We start from the raw sequence: 20,464 nt of genomic DNA, 5'->3' as shown, positions 1-20,464 counted from the left end.
GGGCACTCCACCGGCTCGCGCGGGCTGAAAGCTGCGCTGTAGCGGGGTTGGGTGCCTTTTTCAAGACCTCAGCGGCCGGGCGTAAGCCTGGCGGAAAGGCCGGAGTATAACAGAGCAATCACGGCGCGCTGCTTTCCTGCTGCTCAACGGCGTGTTCAGAGGCCGTAATGGCTTGGAATCCACCGTATTTGGCGCTCAGGGCGATGTATGCGGGCTCCTGCTTGAAACGCTTGAGTTCGGCGGCGAAGCGCTGCACCAGCAGGTCCATGCCGGCGCCACGGCGCACCGCGAGGAATTGCTGCTGGCGGCTGACCACCACCGGCGCCTGGCTGACCTTGCCCTCCAGGCCCAACGCCTTGATCACATGCTGGCCGACGCGCCGATCGGTAATCACCAGATCGATGCGCCCCAGCAGCAATTTGCCGAAGTTGGCTTCATGGCTGGGGGCCGGCTCGCGGTTGAACAAGCTGGACTCGCTGAATGCACCGCCATACAGGTAGCCCGGCGAAGTGCCGACGGTGAGGCCGCGCAGGTCGTCGAGGCTGTTGGCGGGATGAGGATGTTCGTTGGCGTAGAACAGCACGAACTCGACTTCCGACAGCGGTTCGCTGGGGTAGAGCAACTGCGTGTCGCGCTCGTGGCTGTGGAAAATATCCAGCGCGCCGTCGGCGTGGCCTTGGTCGAGCATCGCCAGGCAGCGCTTCCAGGGCAGGAACTGCCAGTCGACATCGACCCCCAGGCGTTGGAACACGATCACCGTGGTTTCGTAGTCCAGCCCGCGCATGCTGCCCTGGTCATCGTAGACATAGGGCGCCCAGGGCTCGGTGACAATGCGCAGTTTCTCGCCATAAGCCGCGAGGCTCAGGCAAGTGAAAAGGGCAGCGGTCGCAAGCTTCAGGATCACGGGCATGCCCTGAGGTTACGACGCTGGGGCCCTAAAGAAAAGCTCTGGCACGAGCATCTGCGGCCCGCGCTATTTTGTCGGCGAGGTCATCAGGTGTTCGTAGATCGCCGCGCGGCGCTCGCCCAGAATCAGGCGCACCAAGGGGTTGGCGAACCAGTGCTCCAGTTGATGGGCATCCACCGGGCACTTCTGCCGCTCGGCCTGGTTTTGCTTGGCCTTGTCCCACCAAACCGGGCCGCACGCCTGGTCGAACTCGTTTTCGTGCTCGTAGCAGCCGTAGAGGATTTCGCGGATGAACTGCTGCTTGCGCTTGGGCAGGGCCAGGGTGATCAGCTTGTACATCAGGCGTTGCAGGCGCGGTGGACGCGGCAGGTGCGCGGAGACCTTGCGCGTGTCGGCCAGGGCGTGGGCGCAGGTCGGGGCGGCGCCATGCTTGGCGATCCACGCCTTGACCTTGGCGCGAAACAGCTGCTTGCGGCTCCAGTAGTGGTGGATCAGGTCCGGGCACTGGCGCACGTTGACGGTGCGGTAGGCCACCACCGACAGGCAGAACTCTTCCAGGGTGTAGGCGCCCTGAGCCAGGGGGAACAGTTCGTCCATCAGTTCGATGGAGCGGTCCAGCAAATGCGCGTCCTGCTGCGCCAGGCCCATCACGCCGGAGTTGAGCAGCGGCATGTCGTCATCGGCCAGGCCCTTGTCGGCCAGAATTTTGGCCAGGGCGCTGTACAGCACGCTTTCGCGGTTATCGCCGTACTTGGCGTGGAAGGCGTTGCACAGCACCGTGCCGGGCGCGACGCGTTCGAACAGGGCCATGGGCGAGTCGTGGAAAAACGTGTCGGTGTCGATCAGCAGCGCACGTTCCGAAGTTTCGAGGACCTGGCGCAACAGCACATGCTTGGTGCGGAAATGGTAGCCGTGGGGCTCGCTCCAGCGTTGGCGGGTGGCGTCGTCCAGGGTGTGGACGTGCACCGGCAGGTCGCGATAGGGCGCGGGGTTGTCGCTGAACACCTGGATGTCCAGTGGCATGTCCTGGGGGCCGCCCAGGTGGGACAGGGCACTGGCGATGCTGAATACCGCTTCCTGATGGTAGGTCTCGGCGCCGAATACCAGGTAAACCAGCTGCGGGCGGGGAGTCGGGGATGCTGTATTCATGTACTGCTGGCTTCCATTCCGGGAGTATTAAAACGACAAAGGCCCTCGCGTTGACGAGGGCCCGGGTGCAACTGCGAACAGACCTTAGCGGGGCAGCTTGAGGTTGTTCCAGATTGCCAGGCTAGGATCGGCCTGGTTGAGGGTATAGAAGTGCAGGCCGGGCGCGCCACCTTGCAACAAACGTTCACACATTTCGCTGATGACCTGCTCGCCGAACGCCTGGATGCTTTTGACGTCGTCGCCGTAGGCTTCCAGTTGTTTGCGCACCCAGCGTGGGATCTCGGCGCCGCAGGCGTCGGAGAAGCGCGCGAGCTTGCTGTAGTTGGTGATCGGCATGATGCCCGGCACGATCGGGATGTTCACACCCATGGCCCGTACACGCTCGACGAAGTAGAAGTAGCTGTCGGCGTTGAAGAAGTACTGGGTGATCGCGCTGTCGGCGCCGGCGTTGGCCTTGCGCACGAAGTTCTGCAAATCGTCTTCGAAGTTGCGTGCCTGGGGGTGCATCTCCGGGTAGGCCGCCACTTCGATATGGAAGTGGTCGCCGCTTTCTTCGCGGATGAAGCTCACCAGGTCATTGGCGTAGCGCAGCTCGCCGCTGGCGATGCCCATGCCGGACGGCAGGTCACCGCGCAGGGCGACGATGCGCTTGATGCCGGCAGCCTTGTATTGGGTCAGCAGGCCGCGCAGGTCGGCCTTGCTGTCGCCCACGCACGACAAGTGCGGAGCGGCGGGAACTTTGACTTCGCTTTCCAGCTGCAACACGGTGTTGATCGTGCGGTCACGGGTCGAGCCGCCGGCGCCGTAGGTGCAGGAAAAGAAGTCGGGGTTGTAGCTGGCCAACTGCTTGGCAGTCGCCATCAGTTTTTCATGCCCAGCATCGGTCTTGGTCGGGAAGAACTCGAAGCTGTAGCGACGGTCTTGGGACATGGTCGTATCCTTGGAAACTCAAAAAACCGGAAGGTGTTCACCGTCAATGTGGGAGCGGGCTTGCCCGCGATTGCAGTGGATCAGTCGAGACATTCTTCAACTGACCCACCGCCATCGCGGGCAAGCCCGCTCCCACACAAGCCCGCTCCGACAAGGAGAGAGCGGGTTACTTAGTAGCGGTAAGCGTGCGGCTTGAACGGACCTTCAACGGTCACGCCGATGTAGTCGGCCTGGGTCTTGGTCAGTTGAGTCACCACGCCGCCGAAGCCGCGGACCATTTCCAGGGCCACTTCTTCGTCGAGTTTCTTCGGCAGTACTTCCACGGTCAGGCGCTCGGCTTTCTGGGCCGGCGACAGGTCGGCGTATTTCTGGCCGAACAGGAAGATCTGCGCCAGTACCTGGTTGGCGAACGAGCCGTCCATGATGCGGCTAGGGTGGCCAGTGGCGTTGCCCAGGTTAACCAGGCGGCCTTCGGCCAGCAGGATCAGGTAGTCGTCGTTCTGTGGGTCGAAATCGCCCGCACCGGTACGGTGAACCTTGTGTACCTGTGGCTTCACTTCTTCCCATGCCCAGTTCTTGCGCATGAAAGCGGTGTCGATCTCGTTGTCGAAGTGGCCGATGTTGCAGACAACAGCGCGCTTCTTCAGGGCTTTGAGCATGTTTGCGTCGCAAACATTGACGTTGCCGGTGGTGGTCACGATCAGGTCGATCTTGCCCAGCAGGGCCTTGTCGATGCTCGCTTCGGTGCCGTCGTTCTGGCCGTCGATGAACGGCGAAACCACTTCGAAACCGTCCATGCAGGCTTGCATGGCGCAGATCGGGTCAACTTCGGAGACTTTAACGATCATGCCTTCCTGACGCAGGGACTGGGACGAACCCTTGCCCACGTCACCGTAGCCGATCACCAGGGCTTGCTTGCCCGACAGCAGGTGGTCGGTGCCGCGCTTGATGGCGTCGTTCAGGCTGTGACGGCAGCCGTACTTGTTGTCGTTCTTGCTCTTGGTCACCGAGTCGTTGACGTTGATGGCCGGGATTTTCAGCTCGCCCTTGGCCAGCATGTCCAGCAGGCGGTGTACGCCGGTGGTGGTTTCTTCGGTCACGCCGTGGACGCGGTCGAGGATCGCCGGGTATTTCTTGTGCAGCAGCTCGGTCAGGTCGCCGCCGTCGTCGAGGATCATGTTGGCATTCCAAGGCGCGCCATCCTTGAGGATGGTTTGCTCCAGGCACCACTCGTACTCTTCTTCGGTCTCGCCTTTCCAGGCGTAAACCGCGATACCGGCAGCGGCGATGGCAGCAGCGGCCTGGTCTTGGGTCGAGAAGATGTTGCAGGACGACCAACGCACTTCGGCACCCAGGGCAACCAGGGTTTCGATCAGCACGGCAGTCTGGATGGTCATGTGGATGCAGCCGAGGATCTTCGCGCCCTTGAGCGGTTGCTCGCCGGCATATTTGCGACGCAGACCCATCAGGGCTGGCATTTCGGATTCGGCGATAAAGGTTTCGCGACGGCCCCAGGCAGCGAGGGACATGTCGGCGACTTTGTAGTCGGTGAAATCTGCAGGCGTGTTGACAGCGCTCATAGAGAGCCTCCATTCGTAGTGTGCGAATGGGCGCCGTTGTGCGTTTAGTATCTGGCCAGGTGATAACAGCCGGACAACGCCCCATCCGAGCCTGACAGGTTGAACCTGCTGCAGCGCCCCTCGGACAGGTGGCGGGAAAACGGTAACAATTTGATATGACCGTTTTGAAACGGCGCCGATTATAGCCGTGTGCGCCAGACTTCCCAAGCCTTTCTGTCGGACACATGAAGATCCCTCATGGGCGTGATAGGCAATGCCTCATAGAGCTCTGGCGCGGCCTCTGCCATGATGTCGCCCATCATTCGGCAAGACGCTTTGGAGTGACCATGAACTTCCACACCCGCAAATGGGTAAAACCCGAAGACCTCAACCCCAACGGCACCCTGTTCGGCGGCAGCCTGCTGCGCTGGATCGACGAAGAAGCGGCGATCTACGCGATCGTCCAACTGGGCAACCAGCGCGTGGTGACCAAGTACATCTCCGAAATCAACTTCGTCAGCGCCTCGCGCCAGGGCGACATCATCGAACTGGGCATCACCGCCACCGAGTTCGGCCGCACCTCCATCACCCTGACCTGCGAAGTGCGCAACAAGATCACACGCAAAAGCATCCTCACCGTGGAAAAAATGGTCTTCGTCAACCTCGGCGAAGACGGCTTGCCGGCGCCCCACGGGCGTACCGAGATCAAGTACGTGAAGGACCAGTTCCAGGACGACAGCGTCTCCGAGTAACCCCATCGCGGTTTGATTTGCGTTGCCAAATCATTCCGCGTGGATCTTTCCCAGGCTCTCTCATCACTCAGGACTACATCCTGTAGCGAGAGCCTGTGTATGAAAGTGTCCAATTCTCCTGTTCAAGCCCAAGCCCCGGCGCCACACACCCTCGACCAGAGCGTGAAGACGCCTCTGCTCGAGAACGTGGGTCCACGCAAGTTGAGCCTCCATCGCCATAACGATGGGCGAGTGGATGTCGATGTGTCACCGCCACCGCCCAGCCACCTGGTGCTCAGCGGCGGCGGCGCCAAGGGCATCGCCTTCCCGGGAATGGTGCAGGCACTGGAAGATGGCAAGAAGCTGCAAGGCGTGAAGGTGATTTCCGGCTCGTCTGCCGGGGCGATTTCCTCCACATTGCTTGCCAGTGGCATGAACGCTAAAACGTTCGGCGAGCTGTCGAACAGCCTCGACCTGCCCAGCCTGCTCAACAGCAAAGACCCGGTGACCGCCTGGCTGCAAAACATCAGCTCCGAACTCGGCAAGCTCGCCGGGCGTTTGCCGGGGGCGGCCGGCAATATCACCCAACTGTTGCTGACCATGCTGCCGCGCTTGCAAACCGAGGCTTCACCCCTGGAAGAGATGATGCGCAACGAGTCGCGCAAGTCGATCCTCGCCCACATCGCCGACATGCCCAGGGAAACCCGGCCCGGCGAAGTCATGAAGATTGCCGACAGGCTGAGCGCCGGTGGCGGGCCAACCTTTCGCGACCTTGAAGTGTTGAGCCACCATATTCCGGCGATCAAGCAACTCAACATCACCGGCACCGGCATGTTTGACGATCGCCCGCAATTGGTGGTGTTCAATGCCAGCCTGGCCCCGGACATGGATATCGCCCGCGCCGCCCGTATTTCGGGCTCGCTGCCGGGGTTGTTCAAGAGCCCGCAAGAGCAAGGCCATGGGTTTCAGCAAGTGGCCGAAGTCACGGCGTTCCAGGACGGTGGATTGCTCGCCAATACGCCCGCGCCCGGCGTGGTCGGGTCATCGCAGCCGCAAGACCCGTTGAACCAGCCTGAGTCGCTGGTCGTCAAGTTTGAGTCCGACGAGGCGAAACCGAAAAAAAGCGGCGGGTTCTTCAGCAACATCGTCGATCGATTGACCGGCACGCCACACAGCGCTGCCGGGGCTTATCAAGCCGAGCGACTCAAGGCGTATGCCGAGCAGACGGTGACCTTGCCGCTGAACACGGAACAAGGCGACTTTCGCGGCATGTTCAACGGCACCGTCAACTTCACCATGACGCCCGAGCAGAAAAAACATCTGCAGGCAAAGGCCCATCAGGCGGTGACGGCTCATCTGGGGACACGGGAAAAGGCGCGCGAGCAGCATTCGTACGCGTCAATGGAGAGCGCGGTACTGGCGATGGATGACACCTTGCTGGCTAGCGTCCAGGACCAGCTGAAAAAAGACCCGGCCGCTGCGGATGCGCTGACGTTTCGAAAGACCGCGCAGCAAGCCTTGCAAGCCTTGAACAGTGCCGTGAGCGACGCCAATCGGACCAGCAATATCCTGACGATCACCCCGAAGATCGCGGCAGCGCTGCGCAATCTGGATACGCTGGCCCGTCGACCTGAGCACGTCGAGTGGCTGGGGCGGCACCTGAATGCGGCAGGGCAGCCCAACTTCCAACAACTGTTGCAGGTGGCCGCCAAGCAGGGCACGGGTTCACCCTTGTCCAAGGTGATGACCCATGCTGTCGCCGAAATGAAAAGACGCGACATCGCGGTGAAAGCCGAGAACTTCACCCCGGGAGGTCATCTACCCGTCGCTTTTCCGCCCGGGCCAGCCGGCGTCCAACGTTGAACTGTTGCACCGGGTCGCCCTCAAGCTGGCCAATGCCACCCACGCCAGGTGAGTTCAACGCCGCGCTTGAAGACATTGTTCAAAACTATAAGGCGCGTAATAAACCGTGGAGCAAACCGATCAGTTCCACCACCGTGGAAATGGCCAAGGCCTGGCGTATTCCGCTTTAAATGAACAGCTACCGTCACGGCGTGTCGTAGCTACAGGCACCCCTTGGACGCACGCGATCATGGCCACTCAAACAGACGGCAAGACCCCCAACCTGTCGCAGGAAGAACAGGCCGATGTGGACAAGAACCAGCCGCCTCGCGCGGCGGTTCTACATGAAATCATCCGGACCCAGGGCGACCAGGAGCTGGAGCGCAATGTGGCCGCGTTGTGGTGGTCTGCGCTCGCCGCCGGCCTGACCATGGGCCTGTCGCTGATGGGCATGGGCCTGCTCAACTCGCGCCTGCCGGACGGCGAGGAATTCAAGGTGATCGCCAGCTTCGGCTACTGCGCAGGTTTCCTCGCGGTGATTCTTGCGCGCCAGCAACTGTTCACCGAAAACACCCTGACCGCCGTGCTGCCGGTGATGAGCAAACCCACCCTGGCCAATGCCGGGCGCCTGTTGCGGCTGTGGTCGGTGGTGCTGGTGGGCAACCTGTGCGGCACCTTGCTGGTGGCCTACGTGATGCTGCACTTGCCGATCTTCGACACCAAGACCGACCTGGCCTTCCTTGAGATCGGGCGCAAGGTCATGGAGAACGATCCCGGGCAGATGTTTGCCAAGGGCATCGTCTCCGGCTGGATGATCGCGACCATGGTGTGGATGATCCCGTCGATGGAAAGCGCCAAGCTGTGGATCATCATCCTGATCACCTACCTCATGGCCTTGGGTGACTTCACCCACATCGTCGTCGGCTCTGCCGAAGTGTCCTACCTGGTGTTTGCCGGCGAATTGCCATGGAAAGACTTCTGGCTGGTGTTCGCCGGGCCGACGTTGGCGGGCAATATCATCGGTGGCAGTTTTATCTTTGCGCTTATCAGTCATGCGCAGATTCGTAGTGAAAGCAGCCTGCCGAACAAGAAGACTGCGGACCCGAGGCATCCGCAGCCGACTCGCAAGGATCAGTGAGGCTCGGCGCTGGCCTGGGGGTCATCGCGGGTCACGCGCTTGACCAGCTTGCCGATGCTCAAGCCCTGCAACAGGATCGACGACAGCACCACGATGTAGGTGATGCTCAGCAGCAGGTCCCGCTCAGGACCCAGCGGCAGGGCCAGGGCCAACGCTACCGATACCCCGCCGCGCAGACCGCCCCACGTGAGGATGCGGATGGTACCGCGCGGCACCGTTCGCCAGCGGCGCAGCAGCAAGATCGCCGGAGCCACTGTCAGCAGGCGCGAAAGCAGGATGGCCACCGCGAGCAAGCTGGCGGCGAATACATGCAGCCAGTTGAAGGGCAACAGCAGCAACTCCATGCCGATCAAGGCGAACAGCAGGGCGTTGAGCATGTCATCGAGCAATTCCCAGAAACCGTCGAGGTAGCGGCGCGTCATGTCGTTCATCGCCAGCTTGCGGCCCAGGTTGCCAATGATCAGGCCCGCGACCACCATCGCAATCGGCGCGGAGACGTGCAGTTCGGTGGCCATTGCCGAACCGCCGATCACCAGGGCGAGGGTCAGCATCACCTCGATCTGGTGCTGCTCGATGCTCTTGATCATCAGGTACACGAGGTAGCCGATCAGGCCGCCGAACACCACGCCGCCCAGCGCTTCATGGGCGAATAGCATGGCTGTGGCGCCCACGGTTGGCGTCTCGCCCAACTGCGCGATGCCCAGTAACACGGTAAACACCACTACCGCCGTGCCGTCGTTGAACAGCGACTCGCCGACGATGGTGGTTTTCAAAGGTTTCGAGGCGTTGGCGGTACGCAGCACACCCAGCACCGCAATCGGGTCGGTGGGCGAGATCAGTGCGCCGAACAGCAGGCAGTAGAGGAAGCTCACGTGCCAGCCAAACAGGGCGAAGATGTAATACGCCAGGCTGCCGATCACCACGGTGGCGATCAACACGCCGAAGGTCGCCAGCAGGCCGATGGGCCAGCGGTAGCTGCGCAGGTCGCTCAGGTTGACGTGCAAGGCGCCGGCGAACAACAGGAACGAGAGCATCCAGTTCATCAGCAGGTCGCCGAAGTCGATCTGGCCGATCAGTTGCTGGATGCGTTCTTCCAGGCCTGGGTAGCCGATAAAGCTCAGGCCTTGCAGAATCAGGGAAAACACCAGGGCCGTGACCATCACGCCGATGGTGGGGGGCAGGCCGATAAAACGGAAGTTCACATAGGTGAGCAGGGTGGTGAGGCAGATGAAGGCGGCGACAAGTTCAAGCATCCGGGGTCCTTGGAGGTTGGGTGTGGGTGCATCAGTGGGGGATGGACCGCAGCAGCGGCGTGATGTTGCAAGGCAAGCGTGAAATGGCGGATAGAACCTTTGGTGGTGTAGCGGTTCATAGCGGGGAGTGCGGCTTGCGATATTTAGTGCTAAAACTCTAATTTCTGTTTGAAAACAAAAAAGGAATCAGTGATGACGGTGGCCTTCTGGTGTGTGTTGATCGCAATTTTCCTGCCTTACCTGTGCACGGGGGTGGCCAAGTTCAGCGGCGGCAAGTTCGGGCCTCGGCAGAACCATGACCCGCGTGCGTTCCTGGAAACCCTCGATGGGTTCGCCAAACGCGCCCACAACGCTCAGCTCAACAGTTTTGAAGTCACCCCGGCGTTTGCGGCGGCGGTGATCATCGCGCACCTGGCCGGTACGGCGGAGTTGGTGACGATCAATGTGCTGGCGGTGTTGTTTATCACCAGTCGCCTGTTGTACATCATTTGTTATGTGGCGGACTGGGCGATCCTGCGTTCGCTGGTGTGGTTCGCGGGGATGGCGTTGATTGCGAGTTTCTTCTTTATCTCGATCTAACGGGTGATAACGATCCCCTGTGGGAGCTGGCTTGCCTGCGATAGCGGTACATCAGTGCCGAATGTGCTGGCTGACACTCCGTATTCGCGAGCAAGCCCGCTCCCACATTTTGCCCTTCAGCGCTTGTCAGCTCCCGGTAGTGACTTCCGGCACTTGTGGCAATGCCGCGCCCTTGGGCCACAACATCCAGATCTGCCCCTGCTGCTTCATATTCCCCGCCAGCTCACCTGCCGCCGCGCCGGTGCCCCAGAACAAGTCCGCCCGCACTTCGCCAGTAATGGCACCGCCGGTGTCCTGCGCGGCCACGGGCCTGGCGATGGGCGAGCCATCCGGCTTGGTGGTCGATAGCCACAACAGACTGCCCAACGGAATCACCTTGCGGTCCACCGCCACGCTGTAGCCGGCGGTCAGCGGCACGTTCAACGAGCCGCGTGGGCCTTCGTTGCTGTCGGGGCGGGCGCTGAAGAACACGTAGCTGGGGTTGCTCGCCAACAGTTCCGGGATGCGCTGCGGATGGGCCTTGGCCCAGGCGCTGATGGCGCCCATGGTCACGTCTTCTTTTTTCAGTTCACCTTGCTCCACCAGCCAGCGGCCGATAGGGCGGTAGGGGTAGCCGTTCTGGTCGCCATAGCCCACACGCAGTTGGCGCCCGCCGGCTAGTTGGATACGGCCCGAGCCCTGGATTTGCAGGAATTGCAGGTCCATTGGATCGGTCAGCCAGGCAATCGGCTTGGCGGTCGAGCCTTGGCCGTTGATCGCGCTGGCATCGTCGTAGGGCTTGAGCACGCGACCTTCGAGCCGGCCGCGCAGGCGCTTGCCCTTGAGTTCGGGGTAGATGCTTTCCAGGTTGACGATGATCAGGTCATCCGGCACGCCGTATACCGGCACATGAGCCTTGGCCGTCTGGGTCAGGCTGCCGGGGTAGACCGGTTCGTAGTAGCCGGTGATCAAGCCGTTTGGCGTGTTGTCTGCCGAGCGCAGGCCGAACACGTCCAACTGCTCCTTGAGAAAACCACGCACTGCCGAGGCGTTCGCCGGCACGCCTGTCGCCGCCGCGCAGGTCGCGCCCCAGATCGGGTCGGCCTTGAGGCGTTGGCAGGCGCTGCGCCAGGATTCAAAGCCGGCCAGCAAGTCACTGTCGGATACCGCAGGCAGCGCCTCCCACGGCGCACTGACATAGGTGGCAACGGCGTGAGGTTTGGCGGGCTCAGGCTTGAGCGCCTCTTTGGCTGTTTCTTTACCCGCGTCACAGCCGGCCAGCAGCGCGATCATCGGCAGAGCCCACGCCAGGCGGCGGGCCCAGGGGGTGAAGGTGACATTCATACACGCACTTCCTGAAGCGATTGCCCGCGCGGTGACGTTTGCGAGCAACCCTTATTATTAATAGGGCTATTGGTCTTTACGGGCGGGGCGAGGATACTGGCCGCCGTTTCCCGTGACCCTGAAGCCACCATGACTTTTAAAAGACTGACCGTTGTATTGCTGGCCTGCCTGACACTGTCCGCCTGCGGCGGCGTCGATCCGAATTCGCCCCTGGGCCAGCGCAAGGCGATCTTCAAGCAGATGCTCAAGACCGGCGAAGACCTGGGTGGCATGTTGCGTGGGCGCATCCCGTTCGACGGCGCGAAATTCGCCGAAGGCGCGGTCAAGCTGGATGCGTTGTCCCATGAGCCCTGGAAACATTTCCCGAGCGTGCGTGAAGAAGATCACACCAGCGCCAAGGACGATGTCTGGCAGAAACAGGCGCAGTTTCTGCAACTGGCCCGCGACCTTGAAGCCGCCACCGGTGAATTGGTGACCGCCAGCCAGGTGCAGCCTTACAAGGCCAGCAACCTGGGGCCGGCGGTGCAGAAAGTCGAAGATGCCTGCAGCGCCTGCCATAAACAGTTCCGGGACCACTGACCGGTATTACTTGTCGAGGTCTTCCACCGCGTCCTGCAATTCCTTGCGCGACTGGGCGAGCTTGTCCTTGCGCTTGTTGATCTTCTCGGCATCGCCTTTTTTCATCGCCTTGTCGAGGTCGGCCTGACGGCGGCTGACTTCGTGCTTGGCGTCGAGCACCTTGTTTTCACGCTCTTTCTTCAAGGACGCGTCGGTGCAATTGGCGGTGACTTCGCTCAGGGCTTTTTCCAGGCCCGCTTGCTGGGCGCTGTTGCCGTGGGCCTTGGCCTGTTCGATCTGGGCGCTGATGGCCTGGCGCTTGGCGGCGCAACCGGTGAGTTGTGGCGCTTCCTGGGCCGCCAGCAGCGGCGTGGCCATGAAGGTTGCGACGGTCAGCAGGGCAAAAGGGGCGAGAAATTTCATAGGGGGGCTCCAAGGTCGCAATCTGATGACGGGGCAGAGGGCTCAAAAGCCATCTATACCCGCCACGCGTAGTGTTTCAGCCAGGGCCTGTACCTGCGGGTCGCGAAAAAAAGCGCTCAATTGCGCCGCGCGACCCGGGCCGATGCCGTCGATGGCCAGCCAGGCCTGGGTGTCTCGGGCGACCAGCGTTTGCCAGCCGCCTTCCAGGTTGTTACGTGCAGCAGGCGGTACGCCGAGGGCTTTCAGCCATTGTGCAAAGGGCCGTTGGCGTGCGCTGTGCAGGCTATCGAGCAGCCGCGCACGGCTGCTGTCACCGAAGCCATCAATGTTAGCAAGCTCTGCCGCATCCAGGGTCAACCAATCGAGAAAGCCTGCGATTAGACCGGCCTGGATCAATACGTTCCAGGTCTCGGCGCCCAAATGAGGCAATGACAGGCCCTGGTTGCCGCTGAGCCAGGTGAGACGGGCCAGCAGTTGTTCTTCGCAGCCTGGGTCCAGTTGCCAGCAGCTCAGGGCGTGAAAGTTCGCGGGGTCGGGCACTGGCAGGTCGATCCGTGTGGTGTTGCGCAGGATCACCTGGTCCAGCCGTGGGATCACCTGGCCTGCCAGGCTGATGGACACCTGGTCGCCGGGGCGTATGTCCAGGGCTTGCCAGCGTTTCAATGAGCCGACGCTGACGCGGGCGATCTGCCGGTCATCCAGCCGCACCGGCTCCAGTTCGAGGATGGGCGTGATACGTCCGGTGCGCCCGATGTTGAAGCGCACCTTGCGCACCAGTGCCAGGGCCTGGCTGATCGGGTACTTCCACGCGACTGCCCAATACGGCGTGCTGGTTTTCCAGCGCTCGGCGGGCGCGCGCATCGCCTGGTGCAGCACCACGCCATCGCTGGCGAAGGGCAGTGGGTGGTCATACCAATAGGTGCGCCAGTGCGCGGCATCGTTGATGTGCCGGACAGGCTGGCTATAGCGCTGGCTATCGGGGAAGCCCCAGCGCGCCAGTGCGGCCAGGCGTTCGGTGAATGAAGGCGGCCCCTCGGGCCAGGCCCACACAAACAGCCCGATATGTGCGGCTTCGGTGTCGCTCAGGTGCTGGCGGTTCATCATGCCCGCCACCTTGCTGCGGGTATTGAGCCCGCCGCGAGCCGATTGCACGTGATCATTCAGGCGCCAGTAGAGTTCGCCTTGCAGCACCAGGTCGATGGGCTCCGGCAGTTGCTGGACAATGCCCGGGATCTTGCGGGCCGAGGTCGACCAGTCCTGGCCCAGCGCGCCGTCGCCGCGGCTGATCACCTGGCTTAGCCGGCCCTGTCGATACACCAGGGTCACGGCGACGCCATCGACCTTGGGCTGGATCCATACGTCCTGGCGCGTGCCCAGCCATGTGCCGACGGCCTGTTCATCCAGCAATTTTTCCAGGCCGGTGTGGGCAACCGGATGGGGCAGGGTGCCCCGCGAACTGGCCAGCGGGTTGTCGGTGGGCGCGGCAGTTCGGGGCAAACATTGGCGCCAGCGAGCCAGACGCTGGCGGGCCTGGTCGTAGAGCTCGTCGTCGAGCGGGGATTGGCCGAGCCGGTGATAGCTGTCATCCCACCGGCGTATCTGTTCGGCCAGGGTGTTGACCTGTGCGCGGGCGTCATCCGGGCAGTTTTCGGCCCAGGCTGAACAGGCCAGCGCGCTGAGTAGCAGAACCATCAGTAGTCGCATCATGAGCATCCTTGCTCGGAAGGGGCGCCCAGCGTAAATGATCCGCACGCCCACAAAAAAGCCCCGACAGTGCGGGGCTTTTTACCGGGTGTTTCTGCTTACTTGAACAGACCGCCCAGGGCTTTCACGGCGTCGTTCTTGTCGGCCTTGGCTTCAGTGGTTTGCTGCTTGGCATCCACTTTGGCCTGGCCTTCGGCGAGTTTGTCACAGCCTTTGCTGACCTGATCCTGCGCAGCTTTATAGGCCTTGACCGACAGCGTGTCGTTCTTGGCTTCGGCGGCATCGATCTTGGCTTGCAAGTCTTTGGCGTGTTGCTGGCAGTCGCCGGTTTTGCCACTCAGTTGGGAGCTGAGGGCGCCGCCCAGTGCGCTCAGGTCGGTGCCGGCGTGAGCTGGCAGGGCGAACAGGCTGAGCAGAAGGGCAGCAGGGGCGAGCGTGGAGATGCGCATGAAAAACCTCAATGTTCGATTGCTTGCGCGCTGGTGGATCCCGGGCTGGCGCAAGGCAATATCCAAATAAGGTGAAGGGCCCGAGAGGGCGCGGATTCTAGAGGGCCATTATTTGGCCTGCAAGGTTTGGATCCAAAAAATGTGACAATCGCCGCGAATCACCCGGCAATAAAAAAACCTGCCGGGCGAACCCGGCAGGGTTTTGGATGCCGCGAGTGCTTACAGGCCGGCAGCGACGCGCAGGTCGTCGGCGCGGTCGGTTTTTTCCCAGGTGAACGTGGTGAAGGTGTCGTCGCCGACGGTCTTCTGTGCAGGCGTGCGACCGAAATGGCCGTAGGCTGCGGTTTCCTGGTACATCGGGTGCAGCAGGTCGAGCATGGTGGTGATGGCGTACGGGCGCAGGTCGAAGATCTCACGCACCAGCTTGACGATCTTGTCGTCGCTGATCTTGCCGGTGCCGAAGGTATTCAGTGAGATCGACGTAGGCTGGGCCACACCAATCGCGTAGGAAACCTGAATCTCGCAACGCTCGGCCAGGCCGGCCGCGACGATGTTCTTGGCCACGTAACGACCGGCGTAGGCGGCCGAACGGTCAACCTTGGACGGGTCTTTACCGGAGAACGCGCCGCCGCCGTGACGGGCCATGCCGCCGTAGCTGTCGACGATGATCTTGCGGCCGGTCAGGCCGCAGTCGCCCACCGGGCCGCCGATGATGAACTGGCCAGTCGGGTTGATGTGGAACTGGGTGTCCTTGCTCAGCAGTTCGGCCGGCAGCACGTGCTTGACGATCAGCTCCATCACGCCTTCGCGCAGGTCGGCGTAGGACACGTCCGGGTTGTGCTGGGTCGACAGGACCACGGCGTCGATACCGACGACTTTGCCGCCTTCGTAACGGCAGGTCACCTGGGACTTGGCGTCCGGACGCAGCCATGGCAGCAGGCCGCTTTTGCGGGCTTCGGCCTGGCGTTGTACCAGCTGGTGCGAGAAGGTGATCGGTGCTGGCATCAGCACGTCGGTTTCGTTGCTGGCGTAGCCGAACATCAGGCCCTGGTCGCCGGCGCCCTGATCTTCAGGCTTGGCGCGGTCGACACCCTGGTTGATGTCGGGGGACTGCTTGCCGATGATGTTCATCACGCCGCAGGTGGCGCCGTCGAAACCGACGTCGGAGCTGTTGTAGCCGATGTCGGTGATCACGTCACGGACGATCTGCTCCAGGTCAACCCAGGCGGTGGTGGTCACTTCGCCAGCGATGATCGCTACACCGGTTTTCACCAGAGTCTCGCACGCCACACGGGCGAACTTGTCTTCAGCAATGATGGCGTCCAGCACCGCGTCAGAAATCTGGTCGGCGATTTTGTCCGGATGCCCTTCAGACACGGACTCGGAGGTGAAAAGGGAGTATTCGCTCATCTCGATGTTTTCCTGATATTTACCGATGGTGAGTGTCGCCAGCCGGTCGCTGAAAATGGCGGACCTGGATCTGGAAACCATTACGTAAACCTACATAGAGGCTTTCCCCGGGAACGAGTCCCGCAGCGGTGGCCCAACGGGCCAGATCGTCCTGTTCAAAACCCAACCAGAGATCACCGCAGGCCTCCCTGGCCCAATTCTGGTTGTGGCTGCATAAATCCGTAACCAGCAGGCTACCGCCGGGGTGCAGCAGCCCGGCCATTTGCTTGAGGGCGTCGGCGGGGGCGGCGAAATGGTGCAAGACCATGTTCAGCACCACGCAGTCGGCCTTGGTCGATGCGCTATTGAGCGCATCGGCCAGTTGCAGCGTGACATTGCCCAACGCTTCGCGCTCGCACAGCTGGCGCGCCAGTTCGAGCATCGCCGGGCTGTTGTCCAGCGCGGTGACTTGCTGGAAGCGTCGCGCCAGCTCCGGCAGGAAACCGCCATCGCCAGGGCCGACTTCCAGCGCCGTGGCCCCATCACTGAAGCTCAGCTTGTCCAGTAGCGCCAGTACGCTTTCGCGGTATTGGGCCAACCCGGCGATCAGATCCTGTTGGGCGCGAAACTTCTCGGCGACCCGTGAGAAAAAGTCCTGGCTGGCCGCCGCGCGTTGCCCGTGGACCTGGCCGATGCGGGCTTGCACATCGCCCGGCAGGCCCAGGCTGTCCACTTCGTCGAGCAGGGCAGCGTGCAGCTTGCCGCCCAGCAGTTCGGTGTGGGGCAGGGCGCGACGGTAGAAAATCGCATTGCCCTCGCGGCGGGTGGCCACCAGGTCGGCCTGGGCCAGCACCTTCAAGTGGTGGCTCATGCCCGACTGGCCGATGGCGAAGATCTGCGCCAGTTCCAGTACGCCAAACGAGTCGTTGGCCAGTGCGCGCAGCACGTTCAGGCGCAACGGGTCGCCAGCGGCCTTGCACAAGGCTGCCAGTTCATCGCCGTCGTCGGGACGCAGGGAGGGCACGGGTAGATTCATAATGGCCAGCAGTCTAGAGACGGGGGGTAATCCCCGCAAGGCCAATATCAAAAAGTTTTGATATTGATCGATAAGTGGCGGTTATAAGCGACCGCGATAACCTTTAGACGAACGGGTGACCGGTTTCTGCAAGGGAATGACGCCCCAAGTACAGGAAAAACCGCACAAGTGACTATCTGTCATTGCCCGCAGGCGGTGGCTGAGGGAAAATGCCGGTCCTTTTTTCCGTTTCTTTTATACAAACCCCCAGGAGATCAGCGATGCCCAGCCGTCGTGAGCGTGCCAACGCCATTCGTGCCCTCAGCATGGATGCCGTGCAAAAAGCCAACAGCGGCCATCCCGGTGCCCCGATGGGCATGGCGGATATCGCCGAGGTGCTTTGGCGTGACTACCTGAAGCACAACCCGACCAATCCATCGTTTGCCGACCGTGACCGCTTCGTGCTGTCCAACGGCCACGGCTCGATGCTGATCTATTCGCTGCTGCACCTGACCGGCTACGACGTCACCATCGACGACCTGAAAAGCTTCCGCCAGCTGCACAGCCGCACCCCGGGTCACCCGGAATTCGGCTACACCCCAGGCGTCGAGACCACCACCGGTCCCCTGGGCCAAGGCCTGGCCAACGCCGTGGGTTTCGCGCTGGCGGAAAAAGTCCTGGGCGCGCAGTTCAACCGCCCTGGCCACGACATCGTCGATCACCACACCTATGTGTTCCTGGGTGATGGCTGCATGATGGAAGGCATTTCCCACGAAGTCGCTTCCCTGGCCGGTACCCTGGGCCTGGGCAAGCTGATTGCCTTCTACGATGACAACGGCATCTCCATCGACGGCGAAGTCGAAGGCTGGTTCACCGATGACACCCCGAAGCGTTTCGAAGCCTACAACTGGCAGGTGATCCGCAACGTCGACGGTCACGACCCGGAAGAGATCAAGACCGCCATCGACACCGCGCGCAAGAGCGCGCAGCCGACCCTGATCTGCTGCAAGACCACCATCGGCTTCGGTTCGCCGAACAAGCAAGGCAAGGAAGACTGCCACGGCGCCCCACTGGGTGACGCGGAAATCGCCCTGACCCGTGCTGCGCTGAAGTGGAACCACGGCCCGTTCGAAATCCCGGCTGATATCTACGCCGAGTGGGATGCCAAAGAAGCTGGCCGCGCAGTGGAAGCCGAGTGGGACCAGCGTTTCGCTGCCTACTCCGCCGAATTCCCTGAGTTGGCCAACGAGCTGGTCCGCCGCCTCGCCGGTGACCTGCCCGCCGACTTCTCGGAAAAAGCCTCGGCCTACATCGCCGAAGTCGCGGCCAAGGGCGAGACCATCGCCAGCCGTAAAGCCAGCCAGAACACCCTGAACGCCTTCGGCCCGTTGCTGCCGGAAATCCTCGGTGGTTCGGCCGACCTGGCCGGTTCCAACCTGACCCTGTGGAAAGGCTGCAAAGGCGTATCGGCTGAAGACGCCAGCGGCAACTACATGTACTACGGCGTACGTGAGTTCGGCATGAGCGCCATCATGAACGGCGTGTCCCTGCACGGCGGCCTGGTGCCTTACGGCGCGACCTTCCTGATGTTCATGGAATACGCGCGCAACGCCGTACGTATGGCTGCGCTGATGAAGAAGCGCGTGATCCACGTCTACACCCACGACTCCATCGGCCTGGGCGAAGACGGCCCGACGCACCAGCCGGTCGAGCAACTGACCAGCCTGCGTACCACGCCGAACCTGGACACCTGGCGCCCAGCCGACGCGGTGGAATCCGCCGTGGCCTGGAAGCACGCCATCGAGCGTAAGGACGGCCCTTCGGCGCTGATCTTCTCCCGTCAGAACCTGCAACACCAGGTGCGTACCGACGCACAGATCGCCGACATCGCCCGTGGCGGTTACGTGCTGAAAGACTGCGACGGCGAGCCGGAGCTGATCCTGATCTCCACCGGTTCCGAAGTGGGCCTGACCGTTCAGGCGTACGACAAGCTGACCGAGCAGGGCCGCAAGGTTCGTGTGGTTTCCATCCCGTGCACCAGCGTGTTCGAGGCCCAGGACGCCGGCTACAAGCAATCGGTTCTGCCGTTGCAGGTCAGCGCGCGTATCGCCATCGAAGCGGCTCACGCCGACTACTGGTACAAGTACGTGGGCCTGGAAGGCCGCGTGATCGGCATGACCACCTACGGTGAGTCGGCGCCGGCGCCAGCGTTGTTCGAAGAGTTCGGTTTCACCCTGGACAACATCCTGGGTCAGGCTGAAGAGCTGCTGGAAGACTAAGTCAGTCTGCGTTGTCTGCACTGGCGCTATCGCGGGCAAGCCCGCTCCCACAGTGGATCGGGTTCACACAGTTGGAATTGTGAACCCATTCAAGTGTGGGAGCGGGCTTGCCCGCGATGGCGTCAGAGCACGCAACACCGAACTAACCTTGATCGAGAACCCCATGCCCCAACCGCGTCCCTACAAAGTTGCACTCAACGGCTACGGCCGCATTGGTCGTTGCGTCTTGCGTGCTCTGTTCGAGCGAGGGGCGGCAGCCGGGTTTGAAATTGTCGCGATCAATGATCTGGCCGACATGGCCAGCATCGAATACCTGACACGCTTTGACTCCACCCACGGCCGGTTCCCCGGTGAAGTGCGGGTCGAAGACGACTGTCTGCATATTAATGGCAACTGCGTGAAGGTCCTGCGCAGTGCCACCCCCGAAGGCATCGACTGGAAAGCCCTGGGCGTCGACCTGGTGCTGGAATGTTCCGGTGTCTACCACACCCGTGCCGATGGCCAGCGTTTCCTCGACGCCGGCGCGCCGCGTGTGCTGTTTTCCCAGCCGATGGCCAGCGAGGCGGATGTCGACGCCACCATCGTCTACGGTATCAACCAGGATTGCCTGACCGGCACCGAGCTGCTGGTGTCCAACGCGTCCTGCACCACCAATTGCAGCGTGCCGCTGTTGCGCCTGCTGGACCAGGCTATCGGCCTGGACTACGTGTCGATCACCACCATTCACTCGGCGATGAACGACCAGCCGGTGATCGACGCCTACCACCACGAAGACCTGCGCCGCACGCGCTCGGCGTTCCAGTCGGTGATTCCGGTGTCTACCGGCCTGGCGCGGGGCATCGAGCGACTGCTGCCGGAACTTGCCGGGCGAATCCAGGCCAAAGCCGTACGGGTGCCGACGGTGAACGTGTCTTGCCTGGACATCACCATGCAGACCGTGAGCGACACCGATGCGACGGAGGTCAACCGGATCCTGCGCGACGCCGCCACCAGCGGCCCGCTTAAAGGCCTTTTGGCCTACACCGAGTTGCCCCACGCCAGTTGTGATTTCAACCATGACCCGCATTCGGCGATTGTCGATGCCAGCCAGACCCGCGTTTCCGGCCCACGGCTGGTGAACATCCTGGCCTGGTTCGACAACGAATGGGGCTTTGCCAACCGCATGCTGGATGTTGCAGGCCACTATCTGCACATCGCTACCCAACAACCTCAACAGTAATTCAGGAACTGCGACCC

The 20,464-nt window shown here is 62.0% G+C and carries 17 protein-coding genes, 1 pseudogene and 1 riboswitch; of the genes and pseudogenes, 7 read left to right on the top strand and 11 right to left on the bottom strand.

Features of this window, described 5'->3' with window-relative positions:
- Positions 1-118: 118 nt before the first annotated feature.
- The 4 genes from PSH87_RS26555 to ahcY all read right to left on the bottom strand — a co-directional run bounded on the left by PSH87_RS26555 (position 119) and on the right by ahcY (position 4,566).
- On the bottom strand, positions 119-910 hold the full coding sequence (locus PSH87_RS26555) for an ABC transporter substrate-binding protein (protein ID WP_017735706.1): 792 nt from the start codon (positions 908-910) through the stop codon (positions 119-121).
- 63 nt (positions 911-973) lie between these two features.
- Positions 974-2,056 (bottom strand): hypothetical protein, encoded by a 1,083-nt coding sequence (locus PSH87_RS26550; protein WP_017735705.1) that lies wholly within the window; start codon positions 2,054-2,056, stop codon positions 974-976.
- An 84-nt stretch (positions 2,057-2,140) separates the two neighbouring features.
- Entirely contained in the window at positions 2,141-2,986 is an 846-nt protein-coding gene (metF, locus tag PSH87_RS26545) for a methylenetetrahydrofolate reductase [NAD(P)H] (protein WP_207040492.1), read from the bottom strand.
- A gap of 170 nt (positions 2,987-3,156) precedes the next feature.
- Complete coding sequence (gene ahcY, locus PSH87_RS26540) at positions 3,157-4,566, bottom strand: adenosylhomocysteinase (RefSeq protein WP_305431681.1); 1,410 nt, start codon at positions 4,564-4,566, stop codon at positions 3,157-3,159.
- 21 nt (positions 4,567-4,587) lie between these two features.
- Positions 4,588-4,694, bottom strand: a riboswitch (S-adenosyl-L-homocysteine riboswitch).
- A gap of 198 nt (positions 4,695-4,892) precedes the next feature.
- Here ahcY and PSH87_RS26535 point away from each other — a divergent pair.
- The 3 genes and pseudogenes from PSH87_RS26535 to PSH87_RS26525 all read left to right on the top strand — a co-directional run bounded on the left by PSH87_RS26535 (position 4,893) and on the right by PSH87_RS26525 (position 8,256).
- Entirely contained in the window at positions 4,893-5,297 is a 405-nt protein-coding gene (locus tag PSH87_RS26535) for an acyl-CoA thioesterase (RefSeq protein WP_207040494.1), read from the top strand.
- A 99-nt stretch (positions 5,298-5,396) separates the two neighbouring features.
- Positions 5,397-7,309, top strand: a pseudogene (locus PSH87_RS26530) (patatin-like phospholipase family protein).
- Positions 7,310-7,368: 59 nt separating this feature from the next.
- Positions 7,369-8,256: a formate/nitrite transporter family protein gene (locus PSH87_RS26525; RefSeq protein ID WP_017735700.1), complete on the top strand. Its 888-nt coding sequence runs from the start codon at positions 7,369-7,371 to the stop codon at positions 8,254-8,256.
- Here PSH87_RS26525 and PSH87_RS26520 read toward each other — a convergent pair.
- Positions 8,250-9,509: a sodium:proton antiporter gene (locus tag PSH87_RS26520; RefSeq protein WP_017735699.1), complete on the bottom strand. Its 1,260-nt coding sequence runs from the start codon at positions 9,507-9,509 to the stop codon at positions 8,250-8,252. The genes PSH87_RS26525 and PSH87_RS26520 overlap by 7 nt on opposite strands.
- A gap of 192 nt (positions 9,510-9,701) precedes the next feature.
- Here PSH87_RS26520 and PSH87_RS26515 point away from each other — a divergent pair, with 192 nt between their 5' ends.
- On the top strand, positions 9,702-10,088 hold the full coding sequence (locus PSH87_RS26515; protein ID WP_305431680.1) for an MAPEG family protein: 387 nt from the start codon (positions 9,702-9,704) through the stop codon (positions 10,086-10,088).
- Between the two features lie 126 nt (positions 10,089-10,214).
- Here PSH87_RS26515 and PSH87_RS26510 read toward each other — a convergent pair whose 3' ends face one another.
- Positions 10,215-11,411 (bottom strand): murein transglycosylase A, encoded by a 1,197-nt coding sequence (locus tag PSH87_RS26510; protein ID WP_305431679.1) that lies wholly within the window; start codon positions 11,409-11,411, stop codon positions 10,215-10,217.
- A gap of 129 nt (positions 11,412-11,540) precedes the next feature.
- On the opposite strand from PSH87_RS26510, the gene PSH87_RS26505 reads away from it, so the two are divergent.
- A complete protein-coding gene (locus PSH87_RS26505; RefSeq protein WP_017735696.1) occupies positions 11,541-11,990 on the top strand; it encodes a cytochrome c in 450 nt (149 codons plus the stop codon).
- 6 nt (positions 11,991-11,996) lie between these two features.
- On the opposite strand, the gene PSH87_RS26500 is transcribed toward PSH87_RS26505, so the two are convergent.
- From PSH87_RS26500 to PSH87_RS26480, 5 genes are all read right to left on the bottom strand, one after another.
- Positions 11,997-12,392, bottom strand: coding sequence for a DUF1090 domain-containing protein (locus PSH87_RS26500; protein WP_207040500.1), 396 nt, complete (start codon positions 12,390-12,392; stop codon positions 11,997-11,999).
- A 42-nt stretch (positions 12,393-12,434) separates the two neighbouring features.
- Positions 12,435-14,099, bottom strand: a complete 1,665-nt coding sequence (gene ligB, locus PSH87_RS26495; protein ID WP_305431675.1) for an NAD-dependent DNA ligase LigB — start codon at positions 14,097-14,099, stop codon at positions 12,435-12,437.
- Between the two features lie 95 nt (positions 14,100-14,194).
- On the bottom strand, positions 14,195-14,545 hold the full coding sequence (locus PSH87_RS26490; protein WP_017735694.1) for a hypothetical protein: 351 nt from the start codon (positions 14,543-14,545) through the stop codon (positions 14,195-14,197).
- A gap of 219 nt (positions 14,546-14,764) precedes the next feature.
- Positions 14,765-15,955, bottom strand: coding sequence for a methionine adenosyltransferase (gene metK, locus PSH87_RS26485; protein ID WP_017735693.1), 1,191 nt, complete (start codon positions 15,953-15,955; stop codon positions 14,765-14,767).
- Positions 15,956-15,974: 19 nt separating this feature from the next.
- A complete protein-coding gene (locus PSH87_RS26480) occupies positions 15,975-16,970 on the bottom strand; it encodes a metalloregulator ArsR/SmtB family transcription factor (protein WP_026136660.1) in 996 nt (331 codons plus the stop codon).
- Positions 16,971-17,230: 260 nt separating this feature from the next.
- On the opposite strand from PSH87_RS26480, the gene tkt reads away from it, so the two are divergent.
- Positions 17,231-19,228 (top strand): transketolase, encoded by a 1,998-nt coding sequence (gene tkt, locus PSH87_RS26475; protein ID WP_305431674.1) that lies wholly within the window; start codon positions 17,231-17,233, stop codon positions 19,226-19,228.
- Between the two features lie 163 nt (positions 19,229-19,391).
- The gene (epd, locus tag PSH87_RS26470) at positions 19,392-20,447 is read left to right on the top strand and encodes an erythrose-4-phosphate dehydrogenase (protein ID WP_305431673.1); all 1,056 of its coding nucleotides are present in this window, start codon (positions 19,392-19,394) and stop codon (positions 20,445-20,447) included.
- Positions 20,448-20,464 lie beyond the last annotated feature (17 nt).

It is taken from the genome of Pseudomonas sp. FP453 (assembly GCF_030687495.1).
GTDB lineage: Bacteria > Pseudomonadota > Gammaproteobacteria > Pseudomonadales > Pseudomonadaceae > Aquipseudomonas.
This window is presented reverse-complemented; position numbering and strand designations above follow the sequence as displayed.

Excerpts from the sequence above, each read along its gene's own strand:
- PSH87_RS26520 (WP_017735699.1), bottom strand. The coding sequence starts at position 9,509 with ATGCTTGAACTTGTCGCCGCCTTCATCTGCCTCACCACCCTGCTCACC.
- ligB (WP_305431675.1), bottom strand. The coding sequence starts at position 14,099 with ATGATGCGACTACTGATGGTTCTGCTACTCAGCGCGCTGGCCTGTTCA.
- tkt (WP_305431674.1), top strand. The coding sequence starts at position 17,231 with ATGCCCAGCCGTCGTGAGCGTGCCAACGCCATTCGTGCCCTCAGCATG.
- PSH87_RS26500 (WP_207040500.1), bottom strand. The coding sequence starts at position 12,392 with ATGAAATTTCTCGCCCCTTTTGCCCTGCTGACCGTCGCAACCTTCATG.
- PSH87_RS26480 (WP_026136660.1), bottom strand. The coding sequence starts at position 16,970 with ATGAATCTACCCGTGCCCTCCCTGCGTCCCGACGACGGCGATGAACTG.
- metK (WP_017735693.1), bottom strand. The coding sequence starts at position 15,955 with ATGAGCGAATACTCCCTTTTCACCTCCGAGTCCGTGTCTGAAGGGCAT.
- PSH87_RS26555 (WP_017735706.1), bottom strand. The coding sequence starts at position 910 with ATGCCCGTGATCCTGAAGCTTGCGACCGCTGCCCTTTTCACTTGCCTG.
- PSH87_RS26525 (WP_017735700.1), top strand. The coding sequence starts at position 7,369 with ATGGCCACTCAAACAGACGGCAAGACCCCCAACCTGTCGCAGGAAGAA.
- epd (WP_305431673.1), top strand. The coding sequence starts at position 19,392 with ATGCCCCAACCGCGTCCCTACAAAGTTGCACTCAACGGCTACGGCCGC.
- PSH87_RS26550 (WP_017735705.1), bottom strand. The coding sequence starts at position 2,056 with ATGAATACAGCATCCCCGACTCCCCGCCCGCAGCTGGTTTACCTGGTA.
- PSH87_RS26505 (WP_017735696.1), top strand. The coding sequence starts at position 11,541 with ATGACTTTTAAAAGACTGACCGTTGTATTGCTGGCCTGCCTGACACTG.
- PSH87_RS26515 (WP_305431680.1), top strand. The coding sequence starts at position 9,702 with ATGACGGTGGCCTTCTGGTGTGTGTTGATCGCAATTTTCCTGCCTTAC.
- ahcY (WP_305431681.1), bottom strand. The coding sequence starts at position 4,566 with ATGAGCGCTGTCAACACGCCTGCAGATTTCACCGACTACAAAGTCGCC.
- PSH87_RS26490 (WP_017735694.1), bottom strand. The coding sequence starts at position 14,545 with ATGCGCATCTCCACGCTCGCCCCTGCTGCCCTTCTGCTCAGCCTGTTC.
- PSH87_RS26510 (WP_305431679.1), bottom strand. The coding sequence starts at position 11,411 with ATGAATGTCACCTTCACCCCCTGGGCCCGCCGCCTGGCGTGGGCTCTG.
- PSH87_RS26535 (WP_207040494.1), top strand. The coding sequence starts at position 4,893 with ATGAACTTCCACACCCGCAAATGGGTAAAACCCGAAGACCTCAACCCC.
- metF (WP_207040492.1), bottom strand. The coding sequence starts at position 2,986 with ATGTCCCAAGACCGTCGCTACAGCTTCGAGTTCTTCCCGACCAAGACC.